Source organism: Terracoccus sp. 273MFTsu3.1, assembly GCF_000383675.1.
Classification (GTDB): domain Bacteria; phylum Actinomycetota; class Actinomycetes; order Actinomycetales; family Dermatophilaceae; genus Terrabacter.
Genome location: NZ_KB911820.1, coordinates 114,628 through 136,712, shown reverse-complemented (window position 1 = coordinate 136,712; position 22,085 = coordinate 114,628). Strand labels below are relative to the sequence as shown.

Annotated in this window: 26 protein-coding genes; 17 read left to right on the top strand and 9 right to left on the bottom strand. The window is 72.3% G+C overall.

Annotated elements, in window-relative coordinates; all coding sequences use genetic code 11:
• Positions 1-65 precede the first annotated feature (65 nt).
• The gene (locus H283_RS0100580) at positions 66-1,481 is read right to left on the bottom strand and encodes an FAD-binding oxidoreductase (RefSeq protein WP_020141564.1); all 1,416 of its coding nucleotides are present in this window, start codon (positions 1,479-1,481) and stop codon (positions 66-68) included.
• Positions 1,482-1,687: 206 nt separating this feature from the next.
• On the opposite strand from H283_RS0100580, the gene H283_RS0100575 reads away from it, so the two are divergent.
• Positions 1,688-2,212 carry a DinB family protein gene (locus H283_RS0100575; protein ID WP_020141563.1) on the top strand — a complete coding sequence of 175 codons (525 nt, stop codon included), beginning with the start codon at positions 1,688-1,690 and terminating at the stop codon, positions 2,210-2,212.
• Positions 2,213-2,223: 11 nt separating this feature from the next.
• Here the strand turns inward: H283_RS0100575 and H283_RS0100570 are convergent, their stop codons facing one another.
• Positions 2,224-2,943 carry a hypothetical protein gene (locus H283_RS0100570; RefSeq protein ID WP_156022893.1) on the bottom strand — a complete coding sequence of 240 codons (720 nt, stop codon included), beginning with the start codon at positions 2,941-2,943 and terminating at the stop codon, positions 2,224-2,226.
• A 172-nt stretch (positions 2,944-3,115) separates the two neighbouring features.
• Here H283_RS0100570 and H283_RS0100565 point away from each other — a divergent pair, with 172 nt between their 5' ends.
• Positions 3,116-3,955, top strand: a complete 840-nt coding sequence (locus tag H283_RS0100565) for a CPBP family intramembrane glutamic endopeptidase (protein WP_156022892.1) — start codon at positions 3,116-3,118, stop codon at positions 3,953-3,955.
• A gap of 143 nt (positions 3,956-4,098) precedes the next feature.
• Here the strand turns inward: H283_RS0100565 and H283_RS0100560 are convergent, their stop codons facing one another.
• Positions 4,099-4,383, bottom strand: a complete 285-nt coding sequence (locus H283_RS0100560) for a hypothetical protein (RefSeq protein ID WP_020141560.1) — start codon at positions 4,381-4,383, stop codon at positions 4,099-4,101.
• A gap of 176 nt (positions 4,384-4,559) precedes the next feature.
• Positions 4,560-5,912, bottom strand: a complete 1,353-nt coding sequence (locus H283_RS23530) for a S53 family peptidase (RefSeq protein ID WP_156022891.1) — start codon at positions 5,910-5,912, stop codon at positions 4,560-4,562.
• Positions 5,913-6,061: 149 nt separating this feature from the next.
• Between H283_RS23530 and H283_RS0100550 the strand changes: the two genes are divergently transcribed.
• Positions 6,062-6,577 (top strand): GNAT family N-acetyltransferase, encoded by a 516-nt coding sequence (locus H283_RS0100550; protein WP_020141558.1) that lies wholly within the window; start codon positions 6,062-6,064, stop codon positions 6,575-6,577.
• On the opposite strand, the gene H283_RS23525 is transcribed toward H283_RS0100550, so the two are convergent.
• Positions 6,544-7,392: a hypothetical protein gene (locus H283_RS23525; protein WP_020141557.1), complete on the bottom strand. Its 849-nt coding sequence runs from the start codon at positions 7,390-7,392 to the stop codon at positions 6,544-6,546. The two genes, H283_RS0100550 and H283_RS23525, sit on opposite strands and share 34 nt — an antisense overlap.
• 242 nt (positions 7,393-7,634) lie before the next feature.
• Here H283_RS23525 and H283_RS0100540 point away from each other — a divergent pair, with 242 nt between their 5' ends.
• Positions 7,635-7,979 (top strand): MmcQ/YjbR family DNA-binding protein, encoded by a 345-nt coding sequence (locus H283_RS0100540; RefSeq protein ID WP_020141556.1) that lies wholly within the window; start codon positions 7,635-7,637, stop codon positions 7,977-7,979.
• 8 nt (positions 7,980-7,987) lie between these two features.
• Here H283_RS0100540 and H283_RS0100535 read toward each other — a convergent pair whose 3' ends face one another.
• Positions 7,988-8,563 (bottom strand): TetR/AcrR family transcriptional regulator, encoded by a 576-nt coding sequence (locus tag H283_RS0100535; RefSeq protein WP_020141555.1) that lies wholly within the window; start codon positions 8,561-8,563, stop codon positions 7,988-7,990.
• Positions 8,564-8,723: 160 nt separating this feature from the next.
• Here H283_RS0100535 and H283_RS0100530 point away from each other — a divergent pair, with 160 nt between their 5' ends.
• Positions 8,724-9,644: an alpha/beta hydrolase gene (locus tag H283_RS0100530; RefSeq protein WP_020141554.1), complete on the top strand. Its 921-nt coding sequence runs from the start codon at positions 8,724-8,726 to the stop codon at positions 9,642-9,644.
• A gap of 13 nt (positions 9,645-9,657) precedes the next feature.
• Here the strand turns inward: H283_RS0100530 and H283_RS0100525 are convergent, their stop codons facing one another.
• The gene (locus H283_RS0100525; RefSeq protein ID WP_020141553.1) at positions 9,658-10,062 is read right to left on the bottom strand and encodes a VOC family protein; all 405 of its coding nucleotides are present in this window, start codon (positions 10,060-10,062) and stop codon (positions 9,658-9,660) included.
• Between the two features lie 162 nt (positions 10,063-10,224).
• Here H283_RS0100525 and H283_RS23520 point away from each other — a divergent pair, with 162 nt between their 5' ends.
• The 5 genes from H283_RS23520 to H283_RS23515 are packed head-to-tail and all read left to right on the top strand — an operon-like array spanning position 10,225 to position 13,411.
• The gene (locus H283_RS23520) at positions 10,225-10,542 is read left to right on the top strand and encodes a hypothetical protein (RefSeq protein WP_020141552.1); all 318 of its coding nucleotides are present in this window, start codon (positions 10,225-10,227) and stop codon (positions 10,540-10,542) included.
• Positions 10,542-11,486, top strand: coding sequence for an FAD:protein FMN transferase (locus tag H283_RS0100515; RefSeq protein ID WP_020141551.1), 945 nt, complete (start codon positions 10,542-10,544; stop codon positions 11,484-11,486). Before H283_RS23520 ends, H283_RS0100515 begins: the two co-directional genes overlap by 1 nt.
• On the top strand, positions 11,486-12,049 hold the full coding sequence (locus H283_RS0100510) for a ferric reductase-like transmembrane domain-containing protein (RefSeq protein WP_020141550.1): 564 nt from the start codon (positions 11,486-11,488) through the stop codon (positions 12,047-12,049). Before H283_RS0100515 ends, H283_RS0100510 begins: the two co-directional genes overlap by 1 nt.
• Positions 12,046-13,155, top strand: coding sequence for an NADH-ubiquinone oxidoreductase-F iron-sulfur binding region domain-containing protein (locus H283_RS0100505; protein ID WP_020141549.1), 1,110 nt, complete (start codon positions 12,046-12,048; stop codon positions 13,153-13,155). The genes H283_RS0100510 and H283_RS0100505 overlap by 4 nt, the downstream gene beginning before the upstream one ends.
• On the top strand, positions 13,139-13,411 hold the full coding sequence (locus H283_RS23515; protein WP_020141548.1) for a ferredoxin: 273 nt from the start codon (positions 13,139-13,141) through the stop codon (positions 13,409-13,411). The genes H283_RS0100505 and H283_RS23515 overlap by 17 nt, the downstream gene beginning before the upstream one ends.
• An 86-nt stretch (positions 13,412-13,497) precedes the next feature.
• Here H283_RS23515 and H283_RS0100495 read toward each other — a convergent pair whose 3' ends face one another.
• On the bottom strand, positions 13,498-13,737 hold the full coding sequence (locus H283_RS0100495) for a hypothetical protein (RefSeq protein ID WP_020141547.1): 240 nt from the start codon (positions 13,735-13,737) through the stop codon (positions 13,498-13,500).
• 243 nt (positions 13,738-13,980) lie between these two features.
• On the opposite strand from H283_RS0100495, the gene H283_RS0100490 reads away from it, so the two are divergent.
• From H283_RS0100490 to H283_RS0100480, 3 genes are read left to right on the top strand one after another with little or no spacing between them, the layout of a single operon-like run.
• Complete coding sequence (locus tag H283_RS0100490; protein ID WP_028785232.1) at positions 13,981-14,886, top strand: ROK family protein; 906 nt, start codon at positions 13,981-13,983, stop codon at positions 14,884-14,886.
• Positions 14,883-15,839 carry a 1-phosphofructokinase family hexose kinase gene (locus H283_RS0100485; RefSeq protein WP_020141545.1) on the top strand — a complete coding sequence of 319 codons (957 nt, stop codon included), beginning with the start codon at positions 14,883-14,885 and terminating at the stop codon, positions 15,837-15,839. The genes H283_RS0100490 and H283_RS0100485 overlap by 4 nt, the downstream gene beginning before the upstream one ends.
• Positions 15,836-16,669 carry a class II fructose-bisphosphate aldolase gene (locus tag H283_RS0100480; protein WP_020141544.1) on the top strand — a complete coding sequence of 278 codons (834 nt, stop codon included), beginning with the start codon at positions 15,836-15,838 and terminating at the stop codon, positions 16,667-16,669. Before H283_RS0100485 ends, H283_RS0100480 begins: the two co-directional genes overlap by 4 nt.
• 234 nt (positions 16,670-16,903) lie before the next feature.
• Here the strand turns inward: H283_RS0100480 and H283_RS0100475 are convergent, their stop codons facing one another.
• The gene (locus H283_RS0100475) at positions 16,904-17,803 is read right to left on the bottom strand and encodes an SIS domain-containing protein (RefSeq protein WP_028785231.1); all 900 of its coding nucleotides are present in this window, start codon (positions 17,801-17,803) and stop codon (positions 16,904-16,906) included.
• Between the two features lie 130 nt (positions 17,804-17,933).
• Here H283_RS0100475 and H283_RS0100470 point away from each other — a divergent pair, with 130 nt between their 5' ends.
• The 4 genes from H283_RS0100470 (at position 17,934) to H283_RS0100455 (ending at position 22,070) form a co-directional block, all read left to right on the top strand.
• Entirely contained in the window at positions 17,934-18,734 is an 801-nt protein-coding gene (locus H283_RS0100470) for a DeoR/GlpR family DNA-binding transcription regulator (protein ID WP_020141542.1), read from the top strand.
• A 163-nt stretch (positions 18,735-18,897) separates the two neighbouring features.
• Positions 18,898-20,163 carry an extracellular solute-binding protein gene (locus H283_RS0100465; RefSeq protein ID WP_043647880.1) on the top strand — a complete coding sequence of 422 codons (1,266 nt, stop codon included), beginning with the start codon at positions 18,898-18,900 and terminating at the stop codon, positions 20,161-20,163.
• 12 nt (positions 20,164-20,175) lie between these two features.
• Positions 20,176-21,171, top strand: a complete 996-nt coding sequence (locus H283_RS0100460; protein ID WP_043647877.1) for a carbohydrate ABC transporter permease — start codon at positions 20,176-20,178, stop codon at positions 21,169-21,171.
• Positions 21,168-22,070: a carbohydrate ABC transporter permease gene (locus H283_RS0100455; protein WP_020141539.1), complete on the top strand. Its 903-nt coding sequence runs from the start codon at positions 21,168-21,170 to the stop codon at positions 22,068-22,070. Before H283_RS0100460 ends, H283_RS0100455 begins: the two co-directional genes overlap by 4 nt.
• The last annotated feature ends 15 nt before the right edge of the window (positions 22,071-22,085 follow it).

Here is a 22,085-nt window from a genome sequence, read left to right as displayed (position 1 = left end):
TCCTCCTCCAGCCGGGGGTGGAGACATCCTCCGCCCCCGGCCTTTGGAAAAACTTGGGCTCGCGGTCAGTCGGTGACCCGTCCCTCCTCGAAGAGACGGGGGACCCGGTGGTTGGCGAGGAAGCGGTCGTCGGGGTCGTACGCCGACCGGATCCCCTTGAGCTGCAGCCACGCCGACTCCGAGTAGCCCGTGCGGGCGTCGACCTCGTTCTCGGCGAAGTTGAGGTAGCTGCGGCCCGCCGACCACGGCGCGAGCGAACCGGTGAGCGCGTGGGCGTCGAGCTGCCCCTGCACCGCGAGCTCCGGGGTCGCCGCGATCGCGACGGCGAAGACGGCGTATGCCGCGTCGATCGTCGCGAGGGCGCCGTGGCCCTCGGGCGCACGGCAGAGCGCACCGCCGAGCTGGCGCAGCTCGGTCGAGAGCAGCGACGACGTGGAACCGGGGCCGACCTGCTCGAGGAGCGCGTCGATCGTCGGGTCGCCGAGCTCGCCGACGAGCGTCCCGTCCGAGACGGCGGGCGTCGGCCCCTCGGGGTCCATGTGGAGCCGGGTCAGCGACCGGGCCGGCATGCGGTCGAAGGTGTCGATCTCGGGCCCGAGGCCGCGCAGCATCCCGAGGATCGAGCGGGCCTCCGCGTCGCAGCCCAGCACCGCGCCGTCGATGACGACGAGGGACCGGCCGCGCAGCGGCTCGGGGATCGCCGGCAGCGGCGGGAGGTTGAGGAAGCGGAACGACGTCGTCACGGCGTCGGGCGCCTCGGGCGCCCAGTCGGCCCAGCGACGCAGCACGCGCTCGGCCTGGTCGCGGTCCCAGACGAGCATGCCGGCATACGCCGTCTCGATCGGGTAGAGGCGGAACTCGAGCGCCGTGACGACGCCGAAGTTGCCGCCACCGCCGCGCAGCGCCCAGAAGAGCTCGACGTTCTGCGTCGCGTCGGCGCGCACGTGCTCGCCGTCCGCGGTGACGAGCTCGACGGCCGTGAGGCTGTTGGAGGCGAGGCCGAGCTTGCGGGCGTACCAGCCGATGCCACCACCGAGGCTGTAGCCGGCGATGCCGACGTCCGGCGAGCTGCCGTGCAGCGCCGCGAGACGGTGGTCGCCCGCGGGCTCGGTCGCGTCGATCCACAGGGCGCCGCCCTCGACGCGGGCGATGCGGCGGGTCGCGTCGATGCTGACTCCGCGCATCCGCTCGGTGCGGACGAGGACGACGTCGTCGAGACCGCGCCCGACGAGCGGGCCGGCGTTGTGACCGGTGCTCTGGGGCGCGACGCGCAGGCCGGCCGCCGCGGACGCGCGGACGACCGCCTGGACGTCCGAGACGGTGCGAGGCAGGGCGACGGCGGCCGGACGCTGGTCGAGCGCGACGTTCCACGGCATCCGTGCCGCGTCGTAGCCGGGGTCGCCGGGGAGGTGGACCGCACCGTCGCAGAGTCCGGCGAGGCTCGTGGCCCGTCGGGCGGTGGGGGTGAGGATGGTCGTCATCGATGGTCTCCTGGGTCGGGGCGCCCGGCGTCGTTGCGTGTGGTGGGCGCGGGGGTTCAGAGACCGGACGAGCCGCCCAGATACATCGGGTGGCAAAGGTCCGTTTCGTCCGGCGCGCCTCTCGTGCAAGGGATCCGGATCGCGCGTGGTGCCCGGAGGGCCGGTTGCCGCGTCGGTGTCGGGTGCATGCTGGGTAGGTGGACCACATGACGACCGACATCGCACGCGACCTGATGCTCGACGGCTTCGGCCGCATCCGAGACGGCCTGCCGGAGGTCGTCGATGGCCTCTCGACCGATGAGCTGCTCTGGCGCCCCGACGCCGACGCGAACCACATCGCGTGGCTCGTCTGGCACCTCGCCCGGCAGCAGGACGACCAGGTGACGCAGCTGACCGACGCCGACGACTCGGTCTGGCGCGGCGACGGGTGGGTCGAGCGCTTCGGCCTGCCCTACCCCGCTGACGCCCACGGCTGGAGCATGACCTCGACCGACGTGGGCCGCTTCACCGTCGCCGACCCGGCTCTCTTCGCCGAGTACCACGCCGCGGTGCACGAGCGCACCGTCGAGCTCGTCGAAGAGCTCGACGACACGGCATACGCCCGCGTCGTCGACGATCGCTGGGACCCGCCCGTCACGGTGGCGGTGCGCCTCGTGTCGGTGCTCGACGACGCGGCCAAGCACCTCGGTCAGGCGGAGTACGTCCGGGGACTCGTCGAGCGGCGGCGCTGAGGCCGCCGGGTTCAGAGGCGGGTGATCGCTCCGACCGCGGCCGGACCCACGAGGCAGAAGAGGATGAAGGCCCAGCCGCCGGTGAGTCGACGCCCGGACGACCCGGACTCGGGCAGGCCGGGGGGCGGGCCTGAGACGAGGAGGAACAGGGGGACGGTCACGACGGCGGCCGGGGAGAAGAGCGCCCAGAACCACGCCCATCGGGTGCCCCACCACGGCTGCGCGCCGTTGCCGAGCAGGGCGACGGTGGCGAGCCACAGCAGGATCGCCGCCACGGGGAACCACCCCGGCACGCGCCACCCGGCGAGCGTCTGCCCGGGGTTGGACCTCGCCACGGCCTCGATGCGCACGCCCGGGCTGAGCGAGCGGAGCGTCTGCTCGACGTCCGACGTCATGACCTCGCGCGCGCCCACGTCGCTCGGGGAGGCAGCCGTGGGATCGCTCGCCTCGACCACCTCGGCGAACCGGTCGAGGCCGCCGTCGCGCCACGTCAGCGACACCGTGGAGTAACCCGTCGCGCCCGCGGGCAGTCCCCCCGACACGTGCACCGTGTCGACACGGCCTGACAGGACGCCGTCACGCAGGTCGGAGAAGGTCGAGGGCGCCGAGCCGAGCAGGACGCCGGATCCGAGCAGGACGAGACAGGCCACGAGCAGTCCGTAGCGGACGCGTCGCCACGCGTCAGGCCGCACCCTCGCCAGCACCGGCCCCTGTACCGGAGAAGTCGTCATGGGGGGACGATAGGGCGGCAGCGCGCCGAGTTGTCCGCAAACGCCCCGGGATGTGGGGAGGTGTCCGTGGCCCTCGGGGTGGCGTGAGGCGCTTGTGACCGGGGTGGCACGCGGGGTCGCCGGGCGGCTGCAGCACAGGTCTCGCACAGGTTGACGTGCGAAAATGGAGGCAATGAGCAGCCGATCCGTGAGCCCCGTTGTCGCCGTCGCATCCTCGACCGATGGCGTGGTCACGGCCTCTCCGGACGTGCTGCACGACCGCGCCCACGACTCGGTGCGACACCGCCGACTGGCGCTCATCGCCCGCGGACGGCGCGCCCGGCTGGCCGCCACGGTGGCCGTCGTCTTCGCCCTCGCCGGCGTCAATGTCGCCAACCACGTGCTCGGCTGGGACACGATGTGGCTCGGCCCGGTCGGGGCCGTCGCCCTCCTGGCCTTCGCCCGGTGGCAGGGCCTGTCGTGGCACCAGCTCGGCCTGGCCCGGCACACCCACGCCCGCGGCATCCGCTGGGGCCTCGGCGTCATCGCGGTCGTCGGGCTCGTCTACCTCGTCGGCATCCTGCTCCCGACGACGCGCACCGCGTTCCTCGACGTGCGCTACCACCTGCCCCCGGCCGGCGCGCTGCTCACGGCCTTCGTCATGATCCCCGTCGGCACGATCCTGCTCGAGGAGGTCGCCTTCCGCTCCGTGCTCTGGGGCTTCCTCTCGCGGCACGCCCGGATGTGGCAGGTGCTCGTCGGATCGTCGCTGCTCTTCGGCCTCTGGCACGTCTTCCCCGCCATGGCCTCGGCCACCGGCAACGAGGCGATCGGCTCGGCCGTGTCCGGCCTGGGCCCCTTCGCCAAGGCGGCGGTCGTCGGCGGCACCGTCCTGTTCACCGCGCTCGGTGGCGTCCTCGCCGGCGAGCTGCGCCGCCGCAGCGGCAGCCTCTTCGCGAGCGTCGGCATGCACTGGGCGACGAACTCGCTCGGCGTGCTCTTCGGCGTCCTCGCCTGGCGCCTCGCCGCCTGACGCACCGGCTCACCGGCGCTGCGTCGCTGCGTCGCTCCACGTCACACCCGTGCGCGTCGCTCCCGGAAGTGCGCGCTACGTCGACGGGTGCGTCGTGCGGGACGCACCGATCGTGCAAACGCGCACCCATGGAGCGCGGGCGCTCAGACGCCGGCGCCCGTCCCGGCGACCTGCGGGACGTACGTCTGCTCGGCGATCTCGTCACCGCACTGCGAGCAGCACCATCCGGTCTCGCGCTTGAGGTAGCTGTGCCCGGCCGAGCGGCAGGCCCGGCCCGGAGCCGCGTCGTCCCAACGCGGCCCGCTGCCCGTCGGCCGTCCGGCGCGGACGTAGGCCGCGGCGAAGAGGGAGCCGACGAGGATGGTGAGGAGGGCGAGAGGCCAGGCCGCAGCCAGTGAGGCTGCTCCGTCGACGATCACCGAGGTCATGTCGCGAACTCTCGTCCGCGGGGTGCAAGACGCTGACGGACACACCGGCAAGAACTCCGCAAGAAGTGCGCAAGACGCACCCCCGGATCACCCAGACATCCCGTGCGTGGGACGGCCGTGGCCACCCAGCGGGTGCTGGGTGGCCACGACACGGCATACGGGCTCGGACGGGTCGCTCAGTGGATGAGCTGCCCCACGAGGTTCGAGACGTCCGGTGAGCCGAGGCCCGTCGGGTCGTCGTAGCCGACCTTCGCGTCGAGGCCGGGTCCCTGCCAGGCGTTGTTGCCCGCCGTCACGTCGTGGAAGGCGAGCGCGTGCGTCGCCCCCGTGCCGATCGCGTAGAGCGCCGGGTTGAGCTGGCCGAGGCGGTGGCCCGCCTGCTGGTCGGCGAGGGCGCCGATCGCGGCCCACTGCGGCGAGCCGGAGCTCGTGCCGCCGTAGAAGTAGAAGCCGTTGTCGTCCGGGTTGGCGTTGAAGCCCTCGTAGACGAACACCGACGTGTAGACCGACGCGTTGTACGAGACGTCGGAGGTCGTCCGCATCGCGTTGCCGTTGACGCCGGCCTGGTAGGCGGGCGCCGGGAAGATCGTGCTCGGGGCGCCGCCCGTCGCGCCGATCGGCCCGAGGGTGCAGCCGAACGGCTGGTGCACGGCGCACGACGCCTCGTCGCCCCACACCGTCTCGCCCTCGTAGGCGCCGGTGTCGCTCGCGAAGAGGTTCGTGCCGCCGACGGCCGTGACGAGCGGGTCGGATGCCGGGTAGCCGGCCGCGAGGGCCGGGCCGCCGTTCGAGGCGCCGTCGTCGCCGGAGGAGGCGAAGAGCGAGATCCCTTTGGCGGCGGCCGCCGCGAAGTTCGCGTGCGACTGCTGGAGCTGGAGGTTGTTGCCCTTGCCCTTGATAGCGGCCTCGTCGGCGCCGTAGCTCATCGACAGGACGTCGCCGAGGTCGTGGTCGACGGCGTACTTCACGGCGACGTTGAGCGCGTTGCCGTAGTTGTTCGGCGCGACGACGAGGTTGATCGTCGCGTCCGGCGCGATGGCGTGCGCCCACTGGACGTCGAGACTCGTCTCCCCGGCCCAGCTGAGCGGCTGGCCCTTGTGGGCCGTGCTCGTCTGCGGCTGGCCGCCCGGGTAGTAGACGTTCAGGTCGGCCTTGGGCAGACCGAACGTCTGGCTGAAGACGTCGAGGTCACCGCGGACCGTCGGGCTGCCGTACGCGTCGACGACGACGATGCGCTGTCCCTTGCCGGTCCACCCGTCGGGGATGTCGTACGCCTTGCGGATGAGGGCCGGCGTGTAGCAGGCGAGCCCGATCCGGGCCACGCACTGCGACGGGGTCGGCAGGGCGCCCGGCTTGGTGCCCGTGGAGAACTGCTTCGTCAGTGGGTGGACGGTGTAGACGATGTCGCTGCCGTCCGTGCCGGCGGCCGACGCCGCCGACCCCGCCACGAAGGTCGTGCCGAGCGCGAGGGCGCTCGAGGCGAGCCCGACCCCCACGACCGTCCTGGTGCGCCTGGTGTGTGTGCGCATGCTGCCCCTTCCCTGTAGCCCCCGAGGCGGCTCGCTCGAGCCGTCTCGGAACGTAGGTGCGGTTTCTGCGAACCGGCTGGGTGCAGCCTGCCGGTCACATGGGAGACATCTCGGACGACGGTCGCCCCGCGGCTGCGACACTGGCGCGCATGGACGGCTTCACGATCCGGGCGGTGCGCCCGGACGACTACGAGCGACTTGGTGAGCTGACGGCCGCGGCCTACCTCGACGACGGGCTGCTCGACTACGGCGCGGCTGACCCCTACCTCGCCGTGCTCCGGGACGTCGGGCGCCGGGCCGAGCACGCCGAGGTCCTCGTCGCGGTCGACGACGCGGGCACGCTGCTCGGCGGTGTCGCCTTCGTCGGGGCTCCCGGCCCGTTCGCCGACGTCGCGCGCGAGGGAGAGGCCGAGTTCCGCACCCTGGCCGTTGCGCCCGAGGGTCGCGGTCGCGGCATCGGGACGGCCCTCGTCCGCGAGTGCATCGACCGGTCGCGGGCCCTCGGACGCCGCCGCGTCGTGCTCTCCACCCAGCCGATGATGCACGCCGCCCACCGCGTCTACGAGCGCTTCGGCTTCACCCGCGCCCCCGAGCGCGACTGGTCACCGATCGACACGCTGACCCTGCTCGTCTACGAGCTCGAGCTCGAGTCCGTCCGGGACTGAGCCTCGGTCGCCGACCGGACGATGAGGTCGCGGACGGCCGCGACGATCGTCGGGTCGAGCTCGACGTGCGCCTCGAGCAGGCGCAGGAGCGTCGCCGCCGCGTGGGCGTTGCGCTCGTAGCCGGGCACGAGGTCGGCCAGCGGCAGCAGGTCGGGACCGAAGCGCCGCTCGACACCGCGGTCGACGACGAAGACGTCCTGCTGCGCGCCGCGCCCGAGCCCGAGGTGGCCCAGCACGGTGACCCAGCGGTCGACGGCATACCCCTGGATGAAGCGGGTCGCGGTCAGCCGCTCGCCGCGCAGGTCGCGGTGCAGCCCGACGTAGAGGTTGGTGATCGCCTCGCCGACCTCGTGCTCGAGCGAGGGTGGCTGCGGCAGCGGGGCCCGGGGCACCTCGAGGCCGGCCGGTGCGTCGGCGCGACTCCAGTGGATGCGGCCCGGCGGGTAGCCCGCGGTCGCCATGTCGGCGAGGGCGAAGACGGCGTACTCGGCGAAGAGGTCGCCCTCGAGCAGCGCCTTGCGGCCGAGGTCGCTGTTCTCGAACGACCACACGACCGGGTGCGCGGCCTCGAGCCAGTCGATGTCGGCGATGTAGCGGTCGCGGGTGGCTGCGTCGTCGACGACGACGAAGAAGTCGGCGTCCGAGTGCTCATCGAGGCGGTGCAGGTCGCGGCCGACCGAGCCGAGCCCGAGCAGCGCGACGGCGTCGCCACGGCGGTCGAGCTCGGCGCCGAGGCGGTCGAGGAAGGCGAGCAGGCGCTCCGGGACGGTGGGCGCGGTGTCGGGGACGGTGGGCGGGGTGGGGTTGGACGGCATACGTCGTCTCCTTGTCGGTGTGTCAGGGAGTCGACGTTTCAGCCCGCCCGGCCCGGTGGGCCGTCGAGGTCGCGACAGGGGCAGGGTATGCCGTCGCGTGCGTCCGCGGAAGGGGTCGGGCGGGTGCCGGGCCCGGGGGTGGGGCGGGTGTGGGGCGGGTGTGGGGCGCCGGAGCGGGCGGTCCCTCGGAGTCAGAGGCTTCGGACGGCGTGTCGCCCCGGCGTGCATGGCAGGGTGGAGGGGTGCCCGTGACCATCGACGACGTGCGGCGCGTGGCCGAGCAGCTCCCTCGCTCGTACGAGGTGCTCGTCCACGACCGCGTGAAGTTCCGTGTCGGCAAGATCGTGTGGCTCGCGTTCTCCACCGACGAGACGCAGATGGGGTTCGCCTTCCCCAAGGAGGAGCGCGACGTGCTCGTCGCGAGCGAGCCCGACGTCTTCCTCATGCCGCGCCGGTCCGACCTGCGCTTCAACTGGGTCGAAGTGAGGCTCGACGCGCTCGACGTCGACCGGATGCGCGAGATCGTCATCGACGCCTGGCGCCTCGTCGTGCCCAAGACGGTGGCGCTCGCGCGCACCGGGGAGTAGCCCGCGCTTCAGGCGTCGAGGCCGGCGACCTGTCGCGCCGTGGCGACGAACGCCGGGGCGGTGACGTCGACCCCGTCGAGGTAGCCCCCGACGAGGGCGGCGTCGCGGAGCAGCACGAGCACCGCGGCTGTGGCCTCCGGGTCGGGCAGCCCGGCGGCACGGGCCAGCTCGGCCAGCGACTGCCTGAACCAGGTCCGGTGTGCGGCCACGATGCGCCGCACGGGGCTGTCGGCGTCGGGGAACTCCGCTGCCGCGTTGATGAAGGGGCAACCGCGGGTGTGGTAGCTCGTGATGTCGAGCGCGATGGTGTCGATGACCCGGCCGAGCAGCTCGGTCGGGGTGCCGCCCTCGGCCTCGGCGTCGGCGAAGTAGCCGCGCAGCGCGGCGTCCTCGGACTCGAGGTAGGCGGCGACCAGCGCCTCCTTTCCGGCGAAGTGGCGGTACATCGTGGCGCGCGTGACGCCGGCCTCCTCGAGGATGCGGTCGACCCCGACGCCGTTGATGCCCTCGCGGTAGAAGAGCCGGGAGGCGGCGGCGAGCAGGCGCTCGCGGCCGGGGGTCCGCGTCGTCGTCGGCTCGTCCACGTCGCCACGCTAACGCAGGTGTCCGGCCGGCTCGCGCGGTCCGTAGCCCGTGGGGAAACCGGTGCGCGCTGCCTCTGGCGCACCCCGTCGGGAATGGCTACTGTAGAACGATCGTTCTACCTGCTGGACCCACCCACCCCTCACCGCACGGGAGAACTCCATGAGCAGCACGCCGCCCGCCCAGCCCGCCACGCCCGCCACCTCCGTCATCACCGCCACCGAGCGCGCCCAGGTCGAGGCGGCCAACGCGAGCGGACGCCTGCCCGTCGTGTTCGTCCACGGTCTCTGGCTGCTCCCGAGCAGCTGGGACGCGTGGCGCGAGCACTTCGAGTCCCTCGGCTACGCCACGCTGGCGCCGGGCTGGCCCGACGACCCCGAGACCGTCGAGGAGGCCCGCGCCCACCCGGAGGTCTTCGCCGGCAAGACCGTCGGCCAGGTCACCGACCACGTCGCCGACGTCATCCGCCTGCTCGACCGCGAGCCGGTCGTCATCGGTCACTCGTTCGGCGGCCTCATCACCCAGAAGCTCGCCGGCCAGGGACTGGCCCGGGCCTCCGTCGCCGTCGACCCCGCGCCCTTCCGCGGCGTGCTGCCGCTGCCCTTCTCGGCCCTCCGCGCGAGCTCCCCCGTCCTGACCAACCCGGCGAACTACAACCGGCACGTCTCGCTGACCTTCGACCAGTACCGCTACGCCTTCGCCAATGCCGTCAGCGCCGAGGAGGCTGCCGACCTCTACCGCACGTATCCCGTTGCGGCGCCGGGCCGCCCGCTCTTCCAGGCCGCCACGGCGAACGTCAACCCGCGCACCGAGGCCAGCGTCGACACGGAGCGCTCCGACCGCGGCCCGCTCCTCGTCATCAGCGGCGAGAAGGACCACATCGTGCCCTGGGCCATCGCGCACGCCTCCTACAAGCGCCAGCTGAAGAACCCCGCCCCCACCGAGATCATCGAGATCCCGGGACGCGGGCACTCGCTCGTCGTCGACAGCGGCTGGCGCGAGGTCGCGGACACCGCCGCCGCCTTCCTCGCCCGCCACGGCGCCGGGCCCGACGCGGACCCTGACGCCGGGCCCGGCGCCTGAGGCGTAGCGCGGGTCAGCCGATCCGGTAGGCCGCGGACGCGAGCGGACCCCGCTCCGCCGCCCCGCGCTCGATGCAGAACTCGTTGCCCTCGGGGTCGGTCATCGTCACCCAGCCCTCGCCGTTCTCCTTGCGGTGGTCCGCGAGGACGGTGGCACCTGCGGCCAGGGCTCGCTCGACGGCCTCGTCGCGGGTCCCCTCGTCGGGGGCCACGTCGAGGTGGACGCGGTTCTTGGCCGTCTTCCCCTCGGGCACCGGGATGAAGAGCAGCCCCATCCCGGGGTTCGGGTAGGACGGGGCGACGACCACCTCCGGGTCGTCGTCGTAGAAGACGTTCCAGCCGAGCAGGCCCGCCCAGAACGTCGCGAGGGCGCGCGAGTCGGCGCAGTCGAACGTGATGCTGTGGATTCCCAGTGCCATGAGCGCAGCGTCGTCCCGATCGCGTTCGGCCGCAAGCCGTTTGCGTATGCCGTGTGCTGGCGTCACAAGGGCCGGCCAAGTCATCGGGGAGGCGGGGCGACGGCACAGGAGGGGCACAGGGCCGCTCGCGACGGTGGAGCCATCCCCACCGAAGGAGTCCCGATGAGCACCCTCCCCCGCGCCCTGCGCCGAGCCCGAGTCTGGACCGCCGGTGCCCTCACCGCCTCCACGGTTCTCGTCGGCGTCATCGGCATCCACCTCGCCGACGCCCAGACCGTGGCGACCCAGACCGTGGCGACGCAGACCTCGTCCGGCTCGAGCGACACCACCTCGTCGAGCGCATCGACCTCGTCCGACTCGTCGGACACCTCGTCCGGCCCGAGCAGCTCGGGCGACTCCAGCGCGGGCTCCGGCTTCAGCGCCGTGGCGCCCGTGAGCGGCAGCAACGTCCAGGCCCAGACGAGCTCGGGTGGGTCGTGATGGACACCGTCGCGAGCCCGCACGTCGGGTCGAGCACCTTCCGCGCCATCGGCACGACGAACTCGGTCCTCGTCACGCGGCCCGAGGTCCTCGCCGACGCCGTCGAGACCGCCCAGCGGCACCTGCGCGAGGTCGACCGGGCCGTGAGCCGCTTCCGGCCCGACTCCGAGGTCAGCCTGCTGGCCGAGCGGGCCCGCCGGGCACCCGCGGAGGCGTTCGTCTCACCGGCCTTCGCGGCATACCTCCAGGCGGCGCTGCGCGTCGCGCGCCTCACCGGCGGTCTCGTCGACCCGACCGTGGGGTCGGCGCTCGTGGCCGAGGGCTACGACGACGACCTCGACGTCGTGCGGCGCCGCGCCGGCTTCCACCAGGTGCGCGTCGTGCGCGTGCCGCACTGGCACACGGTGCACCTCAACGTCTCCGCCCGCCGCGTCTCCGTCGCGCCCGGCACGCTGCTCGACCTCGGCGCCACCGCGAAGGCGTATGCCGCCGACACGGTCGCGGGGCTCCTCGCCGAGTCCCTGCCGGGCGGGTTCGCCGTCAACCTCGGCGGCGACGTCGCGGTCGCCGGTGAGCTGCCGCCCCACGGGTGGGCGATCGGCATCGAGGACGCGGCGGGCGCCACGCGACAGGTCGTCACGAGCACCGGCCAGGCCATCGCGACGTCGTCGACCCAGCTGCGCGTGTGGGACACCGACGACGGTCCGCGCCATCACATCGTCGACCCCCGCACCGGCCACGTCGCGCCCGCGGTCTGGTCGCAGGTGTCGTGCGCCGCGGCGACGTGCCTCGAGGCGAACGCCGCCTCGACGGCCGCCGTCGTGCTCGGGGCCGACGCCCCGGAGTGGCTCACCCGGCAAGGCGTCCCGGCTCGGCTCGAGACGACCGACGGTCGCGTCGTCACGACCCCCGGCTGGCCGGACGCCTCCCGGAGGGCCGCCTGATGAACGAGCTGCTCTGGTACGTCTCGCGGGCCACCGGCGTCGTCAGCATCGTGCTGCTCACGGTCGTCGTCGTGCTCGGCCTCGTCACGTCGGGCCGCCGACGCCCCACGGGTGAGTTGGCGACGATCGTCATGGCCCTGCACCGGTGGCTCTCGCTCGGCACGAGCGTCTTCCTCCTCGCGCACATCGCGACCGCGGTCGCCGAGACGTATGTCTCCATCGACCTCGTGTCGGCGGTCCTGCCCTTCACGTCCGGCTACGAGGCGCTGTGGGTCGGGCTCGGCTCGCTCGCCGTTGACCTTCTCCTCGCCGTCGGCGTCACCTCGGCCCTGCGGCAGCGCATCGCCGAGCGCACCTGGCGACGGGTGCACGTGCTCTCGTACGCGCTCTGGCCGATGGCGATCGTCCACGGACTGGCGTTGGGCACGAGCGGGGAGCTGCTCCTGCGCGGGACGACGGCCGCGTGCGCGGTCGTCGGCGCGTCCGCCATCGCCTGGCGCTACTCCTCCACGCACAGCGACCGTCAGCGTCGCGTCGCCGTCGCAGCCCAGGAGTGGTCATGACCGTCGTGTCCCTGCTCGCCGAGGCGGGCCTCACCGGCCGCGGCGGCGCGGCCTTCAGCACCGGGACGAAGGTCGCCGCCGCCCACGCCCACGGCGCCCACCTCGTCGTCAACGCCTGCGACGGCGAGCTCGGCGCCGCCAAGGACGCCTGGGTCGTCGAGCACCGCCTCGCCGAGCTCGTCGACGGCGCCGCCCTCGTCGCCGCCGGCGCCCCGGTCACGTATGCCGCCCATCGCGGTTCCGAGACCGCGCGTCGTCTCGCCGGGGCCGGGCTGCGCGTGCTCGAGGTGCCGCCGCGCTACGTCTCCTCCGAGGAGTCGGCGATCATCTCGCTCGCGCAGGGCGGTCTCGCACGTCCCATGACGAAGCGGCAGCCGTTCGTGCGCGGCGGCCGCGACGCGCAGGGGCGCCGGGTCAGCCCGACCGTCGTCCTCAACGCCGAGACGGTCTGGCGGGCGGCGCAGGTCGCCCGCAACGGGCCTGCGTGGTTCCGGTCGTTCGGCACGCCCGACCAGCCGGGGCCGCGCCTCGTCGCCGTGAGCACCCCAGGGGTGCGGGCCGTCGTCGTCGAGACCGCCGCCGGCGCTCCGCTGGGCGAGCTGCTCGACGTCGCCGGCGGCCTGCCCGACGGCTCACCGGCCGTGCTCGTCGGCGGCCTCGGCGGCACCTTCGTCGCGGCCGCCGACGTGGCGGGACTCCGCTGGTCCGACGCCGACCTCGCCCGGGTCGGTGCTCGCACGGGTCCCGGTGTCGTCGAGGTCCTCGACCCGCGGGACTGCCCGCTCGCGTTCGTCGACCGGTGCCTCACCTGGGCGGCGGGCGAGTCCGCGGGACAGTGCGGCCCGTGCATGTTCGGGCTGCCCGCCCTCGCCGCAGACTGGCGTGCGCTGGCCGCGGGAGGCGACCGGACGGCATACGACCGCGTCGTGTCCCGGGCCGAGCTGCTGCCCGGCCGTGGGGCGTGCCGCTTCCCCGAGGGCGTGGCCGGCTTCGCCCGGTCGGCGCTGCGCGTCTTCGCCGGCCATCAGGAGGAGCACCGCGCCGGTCGGTGCCCCGCGGCCGAGCTCCGCACCGCAGCGAGGAGGACCGATGTCCACGCCCACTGACCGGCCCACCGAGCGGCCGGCCGACCGCGGTGACGACCACACGCGCCGACGCCTGGGACTGGTCCGCGAGCGACGCCTGGCCGTCGACCGCGTCGCCTGCTCGGGTCACGGGGTGTGCGCGCAGCTGCTCGCGGGGGTGACTCTCGACGAGTGGGGCTACCCGGTCGTCGCGGACGATCGCGTCGGTGAGGACGGCAGGGCGGTGGCCGACACGGCGGTCAGGCTGTGCCCGGCCCGGGCCCTCTACCTGCGCTGAGGTTGGCGCCGCGGCAGTCCGCCTCCGGGCCACCGGACCTCCCCGTCGATGGGGTGGCCCGGTCGCCCGGCGTCGGCGACGGCGCGTCAGCGGTCGGTGTAGACGAACCCGTAGCCGTGGTTGCCGTCCGAGATCGTGTAGTAGCGGCAGGTGCCGACGTTCCAGCTGCCGTCCTTGACGTAGGTCTGGCGGACGCTGTTGCACGTGGTGCTCGTGCTGTAGCAGCAGCGCAGGTGTGACGCGGCGTTGGCTGCCGTGGCACCGACCATGCCGAGCACCGCGGCGACGACGGCGGCACCGGCTGCCCGGCGAGTCCTGGTGATCATGGCGTGTTCCTTTCCCCTGTGGTCCGGCCGCGGTCCGGCCGGCCCGATGAGCCTGACGCTAGGAGCGGCCAGGCACCGTCGCGCGTCGACGGACGGTCGGTTGCAGGAACGTGCAGCAAGTGACGCGCGGCGCTCGGCTGGGGGTGGCAGGCTGTGCCGGGTGCCCGCGCTGTCACTCATGTGTCCAAATGTGCTCGATCAGATGTTCAACCGTGCAGTAATGCGCATAGAATGCGCGTCGTGATGCGCGAAGCAGTGGTCGGGATCGACGTCGGTGGCACCCGGATCAAGTCGGCCCTCGTGACCCCCGACGGCCAGGTGCTCGCCGAGGCCGTGCGCCCGACGCCCGAGAAGGTCGGTGACCAGCTCGGCGAGGTCGCCGCCAAGGCCGTCGTCGAGCTGACGGCGCGCGTCGACGAGGCCGTCGACCTGCTCGCCGTCGGGGTCGCCGTGCCCGGGCTCGTCGACGACGTGACCGGCATCGGGGTGTGGTCGGCCAACCTCGGCTGGCGCGACCTCGACCTGCGTGGCGGCATCGCGGCCCACCTCGACGTGCCCGTCGCCATCGGCCACGACGTGCGCTCCGGTCTGCTCGCCGAGCACCGCCTCGGCGCCGCGCGCGAGGCCGACAACGTGCTCTTCGTGCCGCTCGGCACCGGTCTCGCGAGTGCCATCCTCTGCCGCGGCCAGCTCGTCACCGGGTCACTGTGGACCGGCGAGATCGGCCACATCGTCGTCGTGCCCGACGGACCGCTCTGCGCCTGCGGGCAGCGCGGCTGCCTCGAGGCGCTCTCGAGCGCCGGCGCCATCGGGCGGCGCTGGTCCGAGGCGACCGGGCTCGTGGGCGACGCCGAGGAGGTCGCGCGCCGCGCCGAGGCCGGGGAACCGGAGGCACGCCGCATCTGGCAGGAGGCCATCGACGCACTCGCCATCATGGTCGCCCCGGTCGTCGCGGCCGCCGGCACCGAGCTCGTCCTCATCGGCGGCGGCCTCGTCCACGCCGGCGACACCCTCCTCGAGCCCCTGCGCACGGCCCTCACCGCCCGCCTCGGCGGTCGCGACGACGTCGCCGTGCGCGCCGCCGCTCTCGGCGACCGCGCCGGCTCGCTCGGCGCCGCGACCATCGCCCTGGACCTCGTCGGTCGATGATCGTCACCTTCACGCCCAACCCGGCGCTCGACATCACGTATGCCGTCCCCTTCGTCGCGCTCGGCGAGACCCACCGCGTCGCCTCGGTCAGCGAGCGGGCCGGCGGCAAGGGGCTCAACGTGGCTGCGGTGCTGACGTCGATGGGCTGCCGGTCCGTCGCGGTGGCGCCGGTCGGCGAGATGGACCTCGACCTCTTCGCCTCCGACCTCGGTGCCCGTCGTGTGCAGCACCGGCTCGTCCCCTCCCCGTGCCCGACCCGCCGGTCGGTCGCCGTCGTCGAGGCGAGCGGGCGGGTGACCCTCCTCAACGAGCCGGGCATCGGGCAGTCGCAGCGGGTCTGGGACCGCATCGCCGACGAGATCGAGGCGCTCGCTCCGGAGGCGTCGACGCTGACGGTGTCGGGCAGCTTCCCGCCGGGCACCGACCCCGACCTCGTCCGCCGGATCACCCGCCTGGCCCACGAGGCCGGTCTTCGCGTCGTCCTCGACGTCAGCGGCGCTCCCCTGTCACGCGCCCTCGCCCTGAGACCCGACCTCGTCAAGCCCAACCGGGTCGAGGCGGCCCAGACCCTCACCGGGCTCGGTCGCGGCGAGGTGCCGTCCGTCCCCGGGGCGGCACGCGCGCTCGTGGCGGCCGGCGCCCGCGCCGCGATCATCAGCGACGGCACGAACGGCCTCGTCCTCGTCCACGAGGACGTCGCCCTCCGGGCCCACCTGCCGCGCCCGCTCTCGGGCAACCCGACCGGCGCGGGCGACGCCCTGACGGCCTCGCTCGCGGCCGACCTCGACGGCGACGGCGACCTGCCGCACGGGCCCGAGGCGTGGGCCTCGGTCCTGCGCCGCGGCGTCGCCTGGTCGGCCGCGGCCGTGCTCCAGCCTGTCGCCGGCGCCATCGACCCGGCCGACGTCACCCGTCTGCTCCCCACCGTCGAGATCGAGGAGATCCGTCTGTGACCCGCTCTGCTCTGACGCCCCTGCTCGCCGAGGCGTCAGCCGCCGGCCGTGCCGTGGCGGCCTTCAACGTCATCCAGCTCGAGCACGCCGAGGCCTACGCCGCGGCGGCCGAGCGCGTCGGGCTGCCCGTCGTCATGCAGATCTCCGAGAACTGCGTGCGCTACCACGGGGCTCTCGCACCGATCGCTGCGGCGACGCTCGCCGTCGCCGACGCGTGCACGCAGCCGGTCGTCGTGCACCTCGACCACGCCGAGGACGTCTCGCTCGTCGAGGAGGCGGTCCGGCTCGGCCTGACGTCGGTGATGTTCGACGGCTCGACGCTGGCGGACGACGAGAACCGCGCCGTGACCCGTGGCGTCGTCGAGCTCTGCCGCGCGGCCGGGGTCAGCGTCGAGGCCGAGCTCGGGGAGGTCGGCGGCAAGGACGGGGTCCACGCGCCGGGCGTGCGCACCGACCCCGACGACGCAGCGCGCTTCGTCGCCGATACCGGTGTCGACGCACTCGCCGTGGCCGTCGGCAGCAGTCACGCGATGACCGACCGCACGGCGCAGCTCGATACGGATCTCATTGCGGCACTGCGCCGCTCGGTCCCCGTGCCCCTCGTGCTGCACGGCTCGTCCGGGGTGCCCGACGAGGGGCTCGTGGCCGCGGTCCGGGCTGGGATGACGAAGGTCAACATCGCGACGCACCTCAACCAGGTCTTCACGCGGGCGATGACCGAGCGGCTCGAGGCGTCGCCGACGGTCGACACGAGGAAGTATCTCGGCGCAGCCCGCGACGCCGTCACCGACGAGGCCGCTCGCCTCCTCCAGCTCCTGGCCCTCCGCTGACCCCGTTTCGCGCGCTCCAGCTCTGGGCGCGCGAATCTGGTTCATGCGCGCGACATTTCGCGCGCCCGTCGCCCGGATCGCGCGCTCCAGCCTTGGGCGCGCCCGACCACCGGATCGCGCGCTCCGGCTCGGGGCGCGCGGAATCTGACTCATGCGCGTGAAATTCCGCGCGCCCGACGCCCGGATCGCGCGCTCATGATCCGAGCGCGCGAAACGGGGGCCGGGCGGGGGGGGTCAGGTGAGGACGATGCTGCGGGTCAGGTTGCGGGGGGCGTCGGGGTCGAGACCGGCCGCGTCGGCCTTGCCGAGGCACAGCCGGTGCAGGCGCACGAGATCGGCGAGCGGGTCGATGTCGCGGTGCTCGAAGTGGGCCCCGGTCGCGCGCACCTGCTCGGGCAGACCCTCTGGCACCTCGCCGAAGGCCCACACGGCCCGACCCGGCGCGGCGATGCTGATCGGTCCGTGGCGGTACTCCATCGCCGGGTAGGACTCCGACCAGAACTGCGCCGACTCGCGCAGCTTGAGCGCGGCCTCGTTGGCGATGCCGTTGGACCAGCCGCGCCCGAGGAAGGTGACCTGCTCCGCCAGCGCGAGGTTGCCGTATGCCGCCCCGGCGTCCTCCGCGAGGACGGCGCGGGCCTGCTCGGCCACCGGTCGCAGGTCGTCGCCGAGCGACGCGCGCAGCAGCGCGAGGGTCGTCGTGGCGAAGCGGGTCTGCACGACGCTCTGCTCGTCGACGTCGTCGAGCAGGACCGTCGCGTCGGAGCGCTCGGCCACCGGCGTGCCGGCCGTCGCGACGATCGACACGTGCGGGGTGCCCGAGGCGCGCAGCTCCTCGACGACGGCCATGACCTCGGTCGTCGTGCCGGAGCGGCTGATGAGGACGACGCGGTCGTAGCCACGCGCGAGCTGGTGCTCGGACGCGGCATACGCGTCGGTGGGTCCCTGGCCGAGGGCCTCGCGGCGGGCGGCATACGCCTGTCCCATGAACCACGACGTGCCGCAGCCGATCGTCGCGACCCGCTCACCGGGGCGCGGGAGGTGCCGCGCGACGTCGTCGAGGCGCGTGACGACGCGCTCCCAGTCGTCCGGCTGCGTGGCGATCTCCTGGGCGAGGTGCGTGGTCTGCGGCATGGTGGCTCCCGACGGTTCGACGGTCACACGGCTCTCGCCGTGACGATGTTGATTGTGTTTGCGCGAAACACAGCGTAAACGCGCAGAGATGCACATGTCCATTGCTCGAACTGCGCGGTATCGTCAGCGCGTGACCGAAGAGAGCGATCTCGCCCGCAACCGCGCCAGCCGTTGGTCGATCATGCTCGACCGCCTCGCCACGACCGGCCGCCTCGGCGTCGGCGAGGCCTCCGAGCTGCTCGGGGTCAGCGAGGCGACGATCCGACGCGACTTCTCCGAGCTCGCCAAGCGCCAGCTCGTCGCCCGCAACCACGGCGGCGTCGTCGCGACGAACGTCGCCTACGAGCTGCCCTACCGCTATCGCAGCAGCATGGGCGACGACGACCGGACGCGGATCGCCGAGGCCGCGGCCGCGCTCGTCCTGCCCGGCCAGGTCATCGGCCTCAACGGCGGCACCACGACGACCGCGACCTCGAGGGCCATCACGGCGCGCGAGGACCTCGCGGCCGACGGTGAGATCACGATCGTCACCAACGCCCTCAACATCGCGACCGAGGCGGTGCTCCGGCCCCACGTCCAGTGCGTCTCGCTCGGCGGGGTCGCGCGGCCCGAGTCCTACGAGGTCACCGGCCCGCTCGCGACGCTCGTGCTCCAGCAGCTGTGGCTCGACGTGGCCATCGTCGGCGTCAACGGGCTCTCGGCCCGCGAGGGGGCCACGTGCCGGCACGAGGAGGAGGCCGCCATCATCCGCACGATGATCGAACGCTCGAAACAGGTCATCTGCGTCGCCACGGGTGACAAACTCGGAGTGCGGACCTTCGCCTCGATCTGTCCCGCCGAGCGCATCGACCACCTCGTCACTACGGTGGGCGCTGACCGCGACGAGGTCGACGCGCTGCGCGAGGCCGGTGTCGACATCCACCAGGTCTGACACACCGACGCCCTACGTGCGTGATTGTGATCGAATTGATGAACATCCAGTCAGAATTGCTCTTGCGGATGGCAAAGTCGCCCCCTTAGGTTGGCTTATCTGTGTGACCGGGTCGGCGCGTGATCACGTTGCCACCACGTCCGGCACCGAACCAAGGAGAGACATGAGGTCGACGAAGCAGTCTGTGGTCGTCGCGGGGCTGGCCATCGCAGGCCTCGCCCTCGGCGCATGCGGCGGAGGGACAGGTGCCGGTACGGCACCGGGGGGCACGGCCGGCGGCACCGGTGAGGAGGCCAAGACGATCAAGCTCGTCGCGGCCGAGTACTCCAAGGACCACACGAAGGCGTTCTGGGACGCGTTCGCCAAGACGTACCACGAGAAGACCGGCTACACCCTCGAGGTGCAGGTCGTCAGCTGGGACAACATCGACCAGCAGTCATCGACGATGATCCAGAACAACCAGGCCCCCGACATCCTCAACCTCAACGCGTACGCCAGCTACGCCAAGGACGGCCTGCTCTACGACTCCGACGCGGTGCTCCCGGCCGTCGTCAAGGACGACATCCTCGACACGTTCGTCAAGTACGGCACCTATCAGGGCAAGTTCTACGGCTTCCCCGACCTGTCCTCGGCCCGCGCGTTCTTCTACAACAAGACGCTCTTCCAGCAGGCCGGCATCGCCGCGCCGCCGAAGACGTGGACCGAGCTCGAGGCCGACGCCAAGAAGATCACCGCCCTCGGCGGCGGCAAGGTCGGCTACGCGCTGCCGCTCGGACCCGAGGAGGCGCAGGGCGAGTTCTCCATGTGGCTGTTCAACAACGGCGGCGACTGGAAGACCGACGGCAACTGGGTCATCAACTCCGACAAGAACGTCGCGACCCTGGGCTTCCTCAAGAAGCTCGCCGACGAGAAGGTCACGCAGAACAACCCGGCCCGCACCAACCGCGCCGACGCCTTCGACCTCTTCAAGTCCGGCACGGCCGGCATGGTCATCGGCTTCAGCCCGCTCGCGGCCGACCTCGACAAGGACAAGAAGGTCGACTACGCCGTCGCGCCGTTCCCGTCCAACGACGGGACCGAGAGCAAGACCTTCGGTGTCACCGACTACCTCATGGCCTTCAAGAAGCCGGGCAACGAGAAGGCGGTCAAGGCCTTCTACAACCTCTACTACACGCCCGACCAGGTCAACACCTTCATCAAGGCCGAGGGCTTCCTCCCGGTCACGAAGTCCGGCGTCGCGTACTTCTCCAACGAGAAGGCGCTGCAGGTCTACCTCAACACGCTGCCCAACGCGAAGCTCACGCCGACCGACGACCCCACGTGGGACAAGGTCAAGCTCGCGGTCCAGCAGAACCTCGGTGGCGCCATGAACGGCTCCCCGAAGGCCACCCTCGACGGTCTGCAGCGGACCGCCGAGAGCGGCGGCTGAGGCACCCGCCCGATGAGCAACAGCACCACGGTGTCCCCCGATCCCGCCCCCGTGGCGGGGTCGGGGGACCGTCGTTCGCGTATGCCGTCCCGCACCGGTCGTCGGCGTCGTGCCGGACGCATCGGCCAGGTCCACCCCCTCGTCGCGCTGCTGTGGCTCGCTCCGGCGCTCGCGCTCATCCTCGGGGTCGTGCTCTACCCGGCGATCAAGCTCTTCGACGCCTCGCGCGGCGAGTACTCCATCACCGGCCTGCGCAAGGGTGACGCCGGCTGGGACAACTACGTCAAGGTGCTCGACCACCCCGACCTCGGCACCGTGCTGCGCAACACCGTCGTGTGGGTCGTCGCGGTCGTGGCCATCACGATCGTCCTCAGCCTCGCGCTCGCCCAGTTCCTCGTGAAGAGCTTCCCCGGACGACGCTTCGTCCGGTGGGCCGTCATCATCCCGTGGGCCGCCTCGCTCGTCATCACGAGCCAGCTCTTCGTCCTGCTCTACGACTACAACTACGGGATCATCAACCACGTCCTGCTGAACCTGCACATCATCGGCACGCCGATCGACTTCCTCGGTGACGACAGCTGGACGATGTTCTCGATGGTGGTCGTCGGCGTCTTCGTGTCGCTGCCGTTCACGATCTTCGTCTTCATCGCGGGCCTCGGCGCGATCCCCGACGACGTCATGGAGGCGGCCACCGTCGACGGCGCGAGCCCGTGGCAGCGCTACTGGAACATCACCCTGCCGCTCATGCGACCGGCCCTGATGATCGCGACCGTGCTCAACGTCATCTACGTCTTCAACAGCTTCCCGATCGTCTACACCCTCAACGACCGCAACCCGGGATACCTCCACGACACGACGATCACGTTCATGTACAAGCTGGCCTTCAAGAGCCAGGAGCACGATGTGGGCATGTCCGCGGCCGCGGGGATCTTCAACGTGCTGCTCATCCTCGTCGTCGTCGGCATCTACCTCAAGATCATCAACTGGCGCGAGGAGACGAGCCGATGAGCACGACGACGGCCCCCGCCCCCAGCGCTGCGGGCACGCCTGCACCGCAAGGCAACCCGACGGCATACAACCGGGATCCCAAGCGCCGCAAGCGGATCCTCATGGGGTTCGGTGGCGCGCTCGTCGCGTTCGTCTTCGTCGCGCCCTACCTCGTCATGGTGCTCGACTCGCTGCGCACGAGCAGCGACGTCAAGAGCACGCCGCCGAGCTTCCTCCCGAAGGTCTGGCAGTGGGACACCTACGTCCAGATCCTCGGCGACGAGCGCTTCCTCAACTGGCTCAAGACCTCGCTCATCGTCGCGGCGGGCTCGACGGTGATCGTCATCCTCGTCGCGATCCCCGCGGCCTTCATGACGGCTCGGCACCGCTTCCCCGGTCGGGGCCTGTTCCTGCTGCTCGTGCTCGTGACCCAGATGTTCGCGCCCACCTCGCTCGTCGTCGGCCTCTACCGGCAGTTCTTCGAGCTCAACATGATCAACACCTACGGCGCGCTCATCCTCACGAACGCGGCGTTCAACCTCGCCTTCGCGATCTGGATCCTGCATGGCTTCTTCTCCTCGATCCCGCTCGAGGTCGAGGAGGCGGCCGCGCTCGACGGCGCGAGCCGGTGGCAGATCCTGCGCCGTGTCATGCTCCCGCTGACGCTGCCTGGCCTCGTCACGGCGACGATCTTCACGTTCATCGCGGCGTGGAACGAGTACGTCGTGGCGCTGACGCTCATGATCGACGACGACAAGAAGCCGCTCACGGTCGGCATGCGGGCCTACATCACCGGCTACGAGCAGCACTGGGACCAGCTCTTCGCGGCGTCGGTCATCGCCGTCGTGCCCGTCGTCATCCTCTTCGCGATCATCGAGAAGCACCTCGTCGGCGGCCTCACCGCGGGGTCGGTCAAGTAGTCGACGCGTCCCCGC

Coding starts and splice junctions, on each gene's coding strand:
- H283_RS0100580 (WP_020141564.1), bottom strand. CDS start 1,481: ATGACGACCATCCTCACCCCCACCGCCCGACGGGCCACGAGCCTCGCC.
- H283_RS0100575 (WP_020141563.1), top strand. CDS start 1,688: ATGACGACCGACATCGCACGCGACCTGATGCTCGACGGCTTCGGCCGC.
- H283_RS0100570 (WP_156022893.1), bottom strand. CDS start 2,943: ATGACGACTTCTCCGGTACAGGGGCCGGTGCTGGCGAGGGTGCGGCCT.
- H283_RS0100565 (WP_156022892.1), top strand. CDS start 3,116: ATGAGCAGCCGATCCGTGAGCCCCGTTGTCGCCGTCGCATCCTCGACC.
- H283_RS0100560 (WP_020141560.1), bottom strand. CDS start 4,383: ATGACCTCGGTGATCGTCGACGGAGCAGCCTCACTGGCTGCGGCCTGG.
- H283_RS23530 (WP_156022891.1), bottom strand. CDS start 5,912: ATGCGCACACACACCAGGCGCACCAGGACGGTCGTGGGGGTCGGGCTC.
- H283_RS0100550 (WP_020141558.1), top strand. CDS start 6,062: ATGGACGGCTTCACGATCCGGGCGGTGCGCCCGGACGACTACGAGCGA.
- H283_RS23525 (WP_020141557.1), bottom strand. CDS start 7,392: ATGCCGTCCAACCCCACCCCGCCCACCGTCCCCGACACCGCGCCCACC.
- H283_RS0100530 (WP_020141554.1), top strand. CDS start 8,724: ATGAGCAGCACGCCGCCCGCCCAGCCCGCCACGCCCGCCACCTCCGTC.
- H283_RS0100525 (WP_020141553.1), bottom strand. CDS start 10,062: ATGGCACTGGGAATCCACAGCATCACGTTCGACTGCGCCGACTCGCGC.
- H283_RS23520 (WP_020141552.1), top strand. CDS start 10,225: ATGAGCACCCTCCCCCGCGCCCTGCGCCGAGCCCGAGTCTGGACCGCC.
- H283_RS0100515 (WP_020141551.1), top strand. CDS start 10,542: ATGGACACCGTCGCGAGCCCGCACGTCGGGTCGAGCACCTTCCGCGCC.
- H283_RS0100510 (WP_020141550.1), top strand. CDS start 11,486: ATGAACGAGCTGCTCTGGTACGTCTCGCGGGCCACCGGCGTCGTCAGC.
- H283_RS0100505 (WP_020141549.1), top strand. CDS start 12,046: ATGACCGTCGTGTCCCTGCTCGCCGAGGCGGGCCTCACCGGCCGCGGC.
- H283_RS23515 (WP_020141548.1), top strand. CDS start 13,139: ATGTCCACGCCCACTGACCGGCCCACCGAGCGGCCGGCCGACCGCGGT.
- H283_RS0100495 (WP_020141547.1), bottom strand. CDS start 13,737: ATGATCACCAGGACTCGCCGGGCAGCCGGTGCCGCCGTCGTCGCCGCG.
- H283_RS0100490 (WP_028785232.1), top strand. CDS start 13,981: ATGCGCGAAGCAGTGGTCGGGATCGACGTCGGTGGCACCCGGATCAAG.
- H283_RS0100485 (WP_020141545.1), top strand. CDS start 14,883: ATGATCGTCACCTTCACGCCCAACCCGGCGCTCGACATCACGTATGCC.
- H283_RS0100475 (WP_028785231.1), bottom strand. CDS start 17,803: ATGCCGCAGACCACGCACCTCGCCCAGGAGATCGCCACGCAGCCGGAC.
- H283_RS0100465 (WP_043647880.1), top strand. CDS start 18,898: ATGAGGTCGACGAAGCAGTCTGTGGTCGTCGCGGGGCTGGCCATCGCA.
- H283_RS0100460 (WP_043647877.1), top strand. CDS start 20,176: ATGAGCAACAGCACCACGGTGTCCCCCGATCCCGCCCCCGTGGCGGGG.
- H283_RS0100455 (WP_020141539.1), top strand. CDS start 21,168: ATGAGCACGACGACGGCCCCCGCCCCCAGCGCTGCGGGCACGCCTGCA.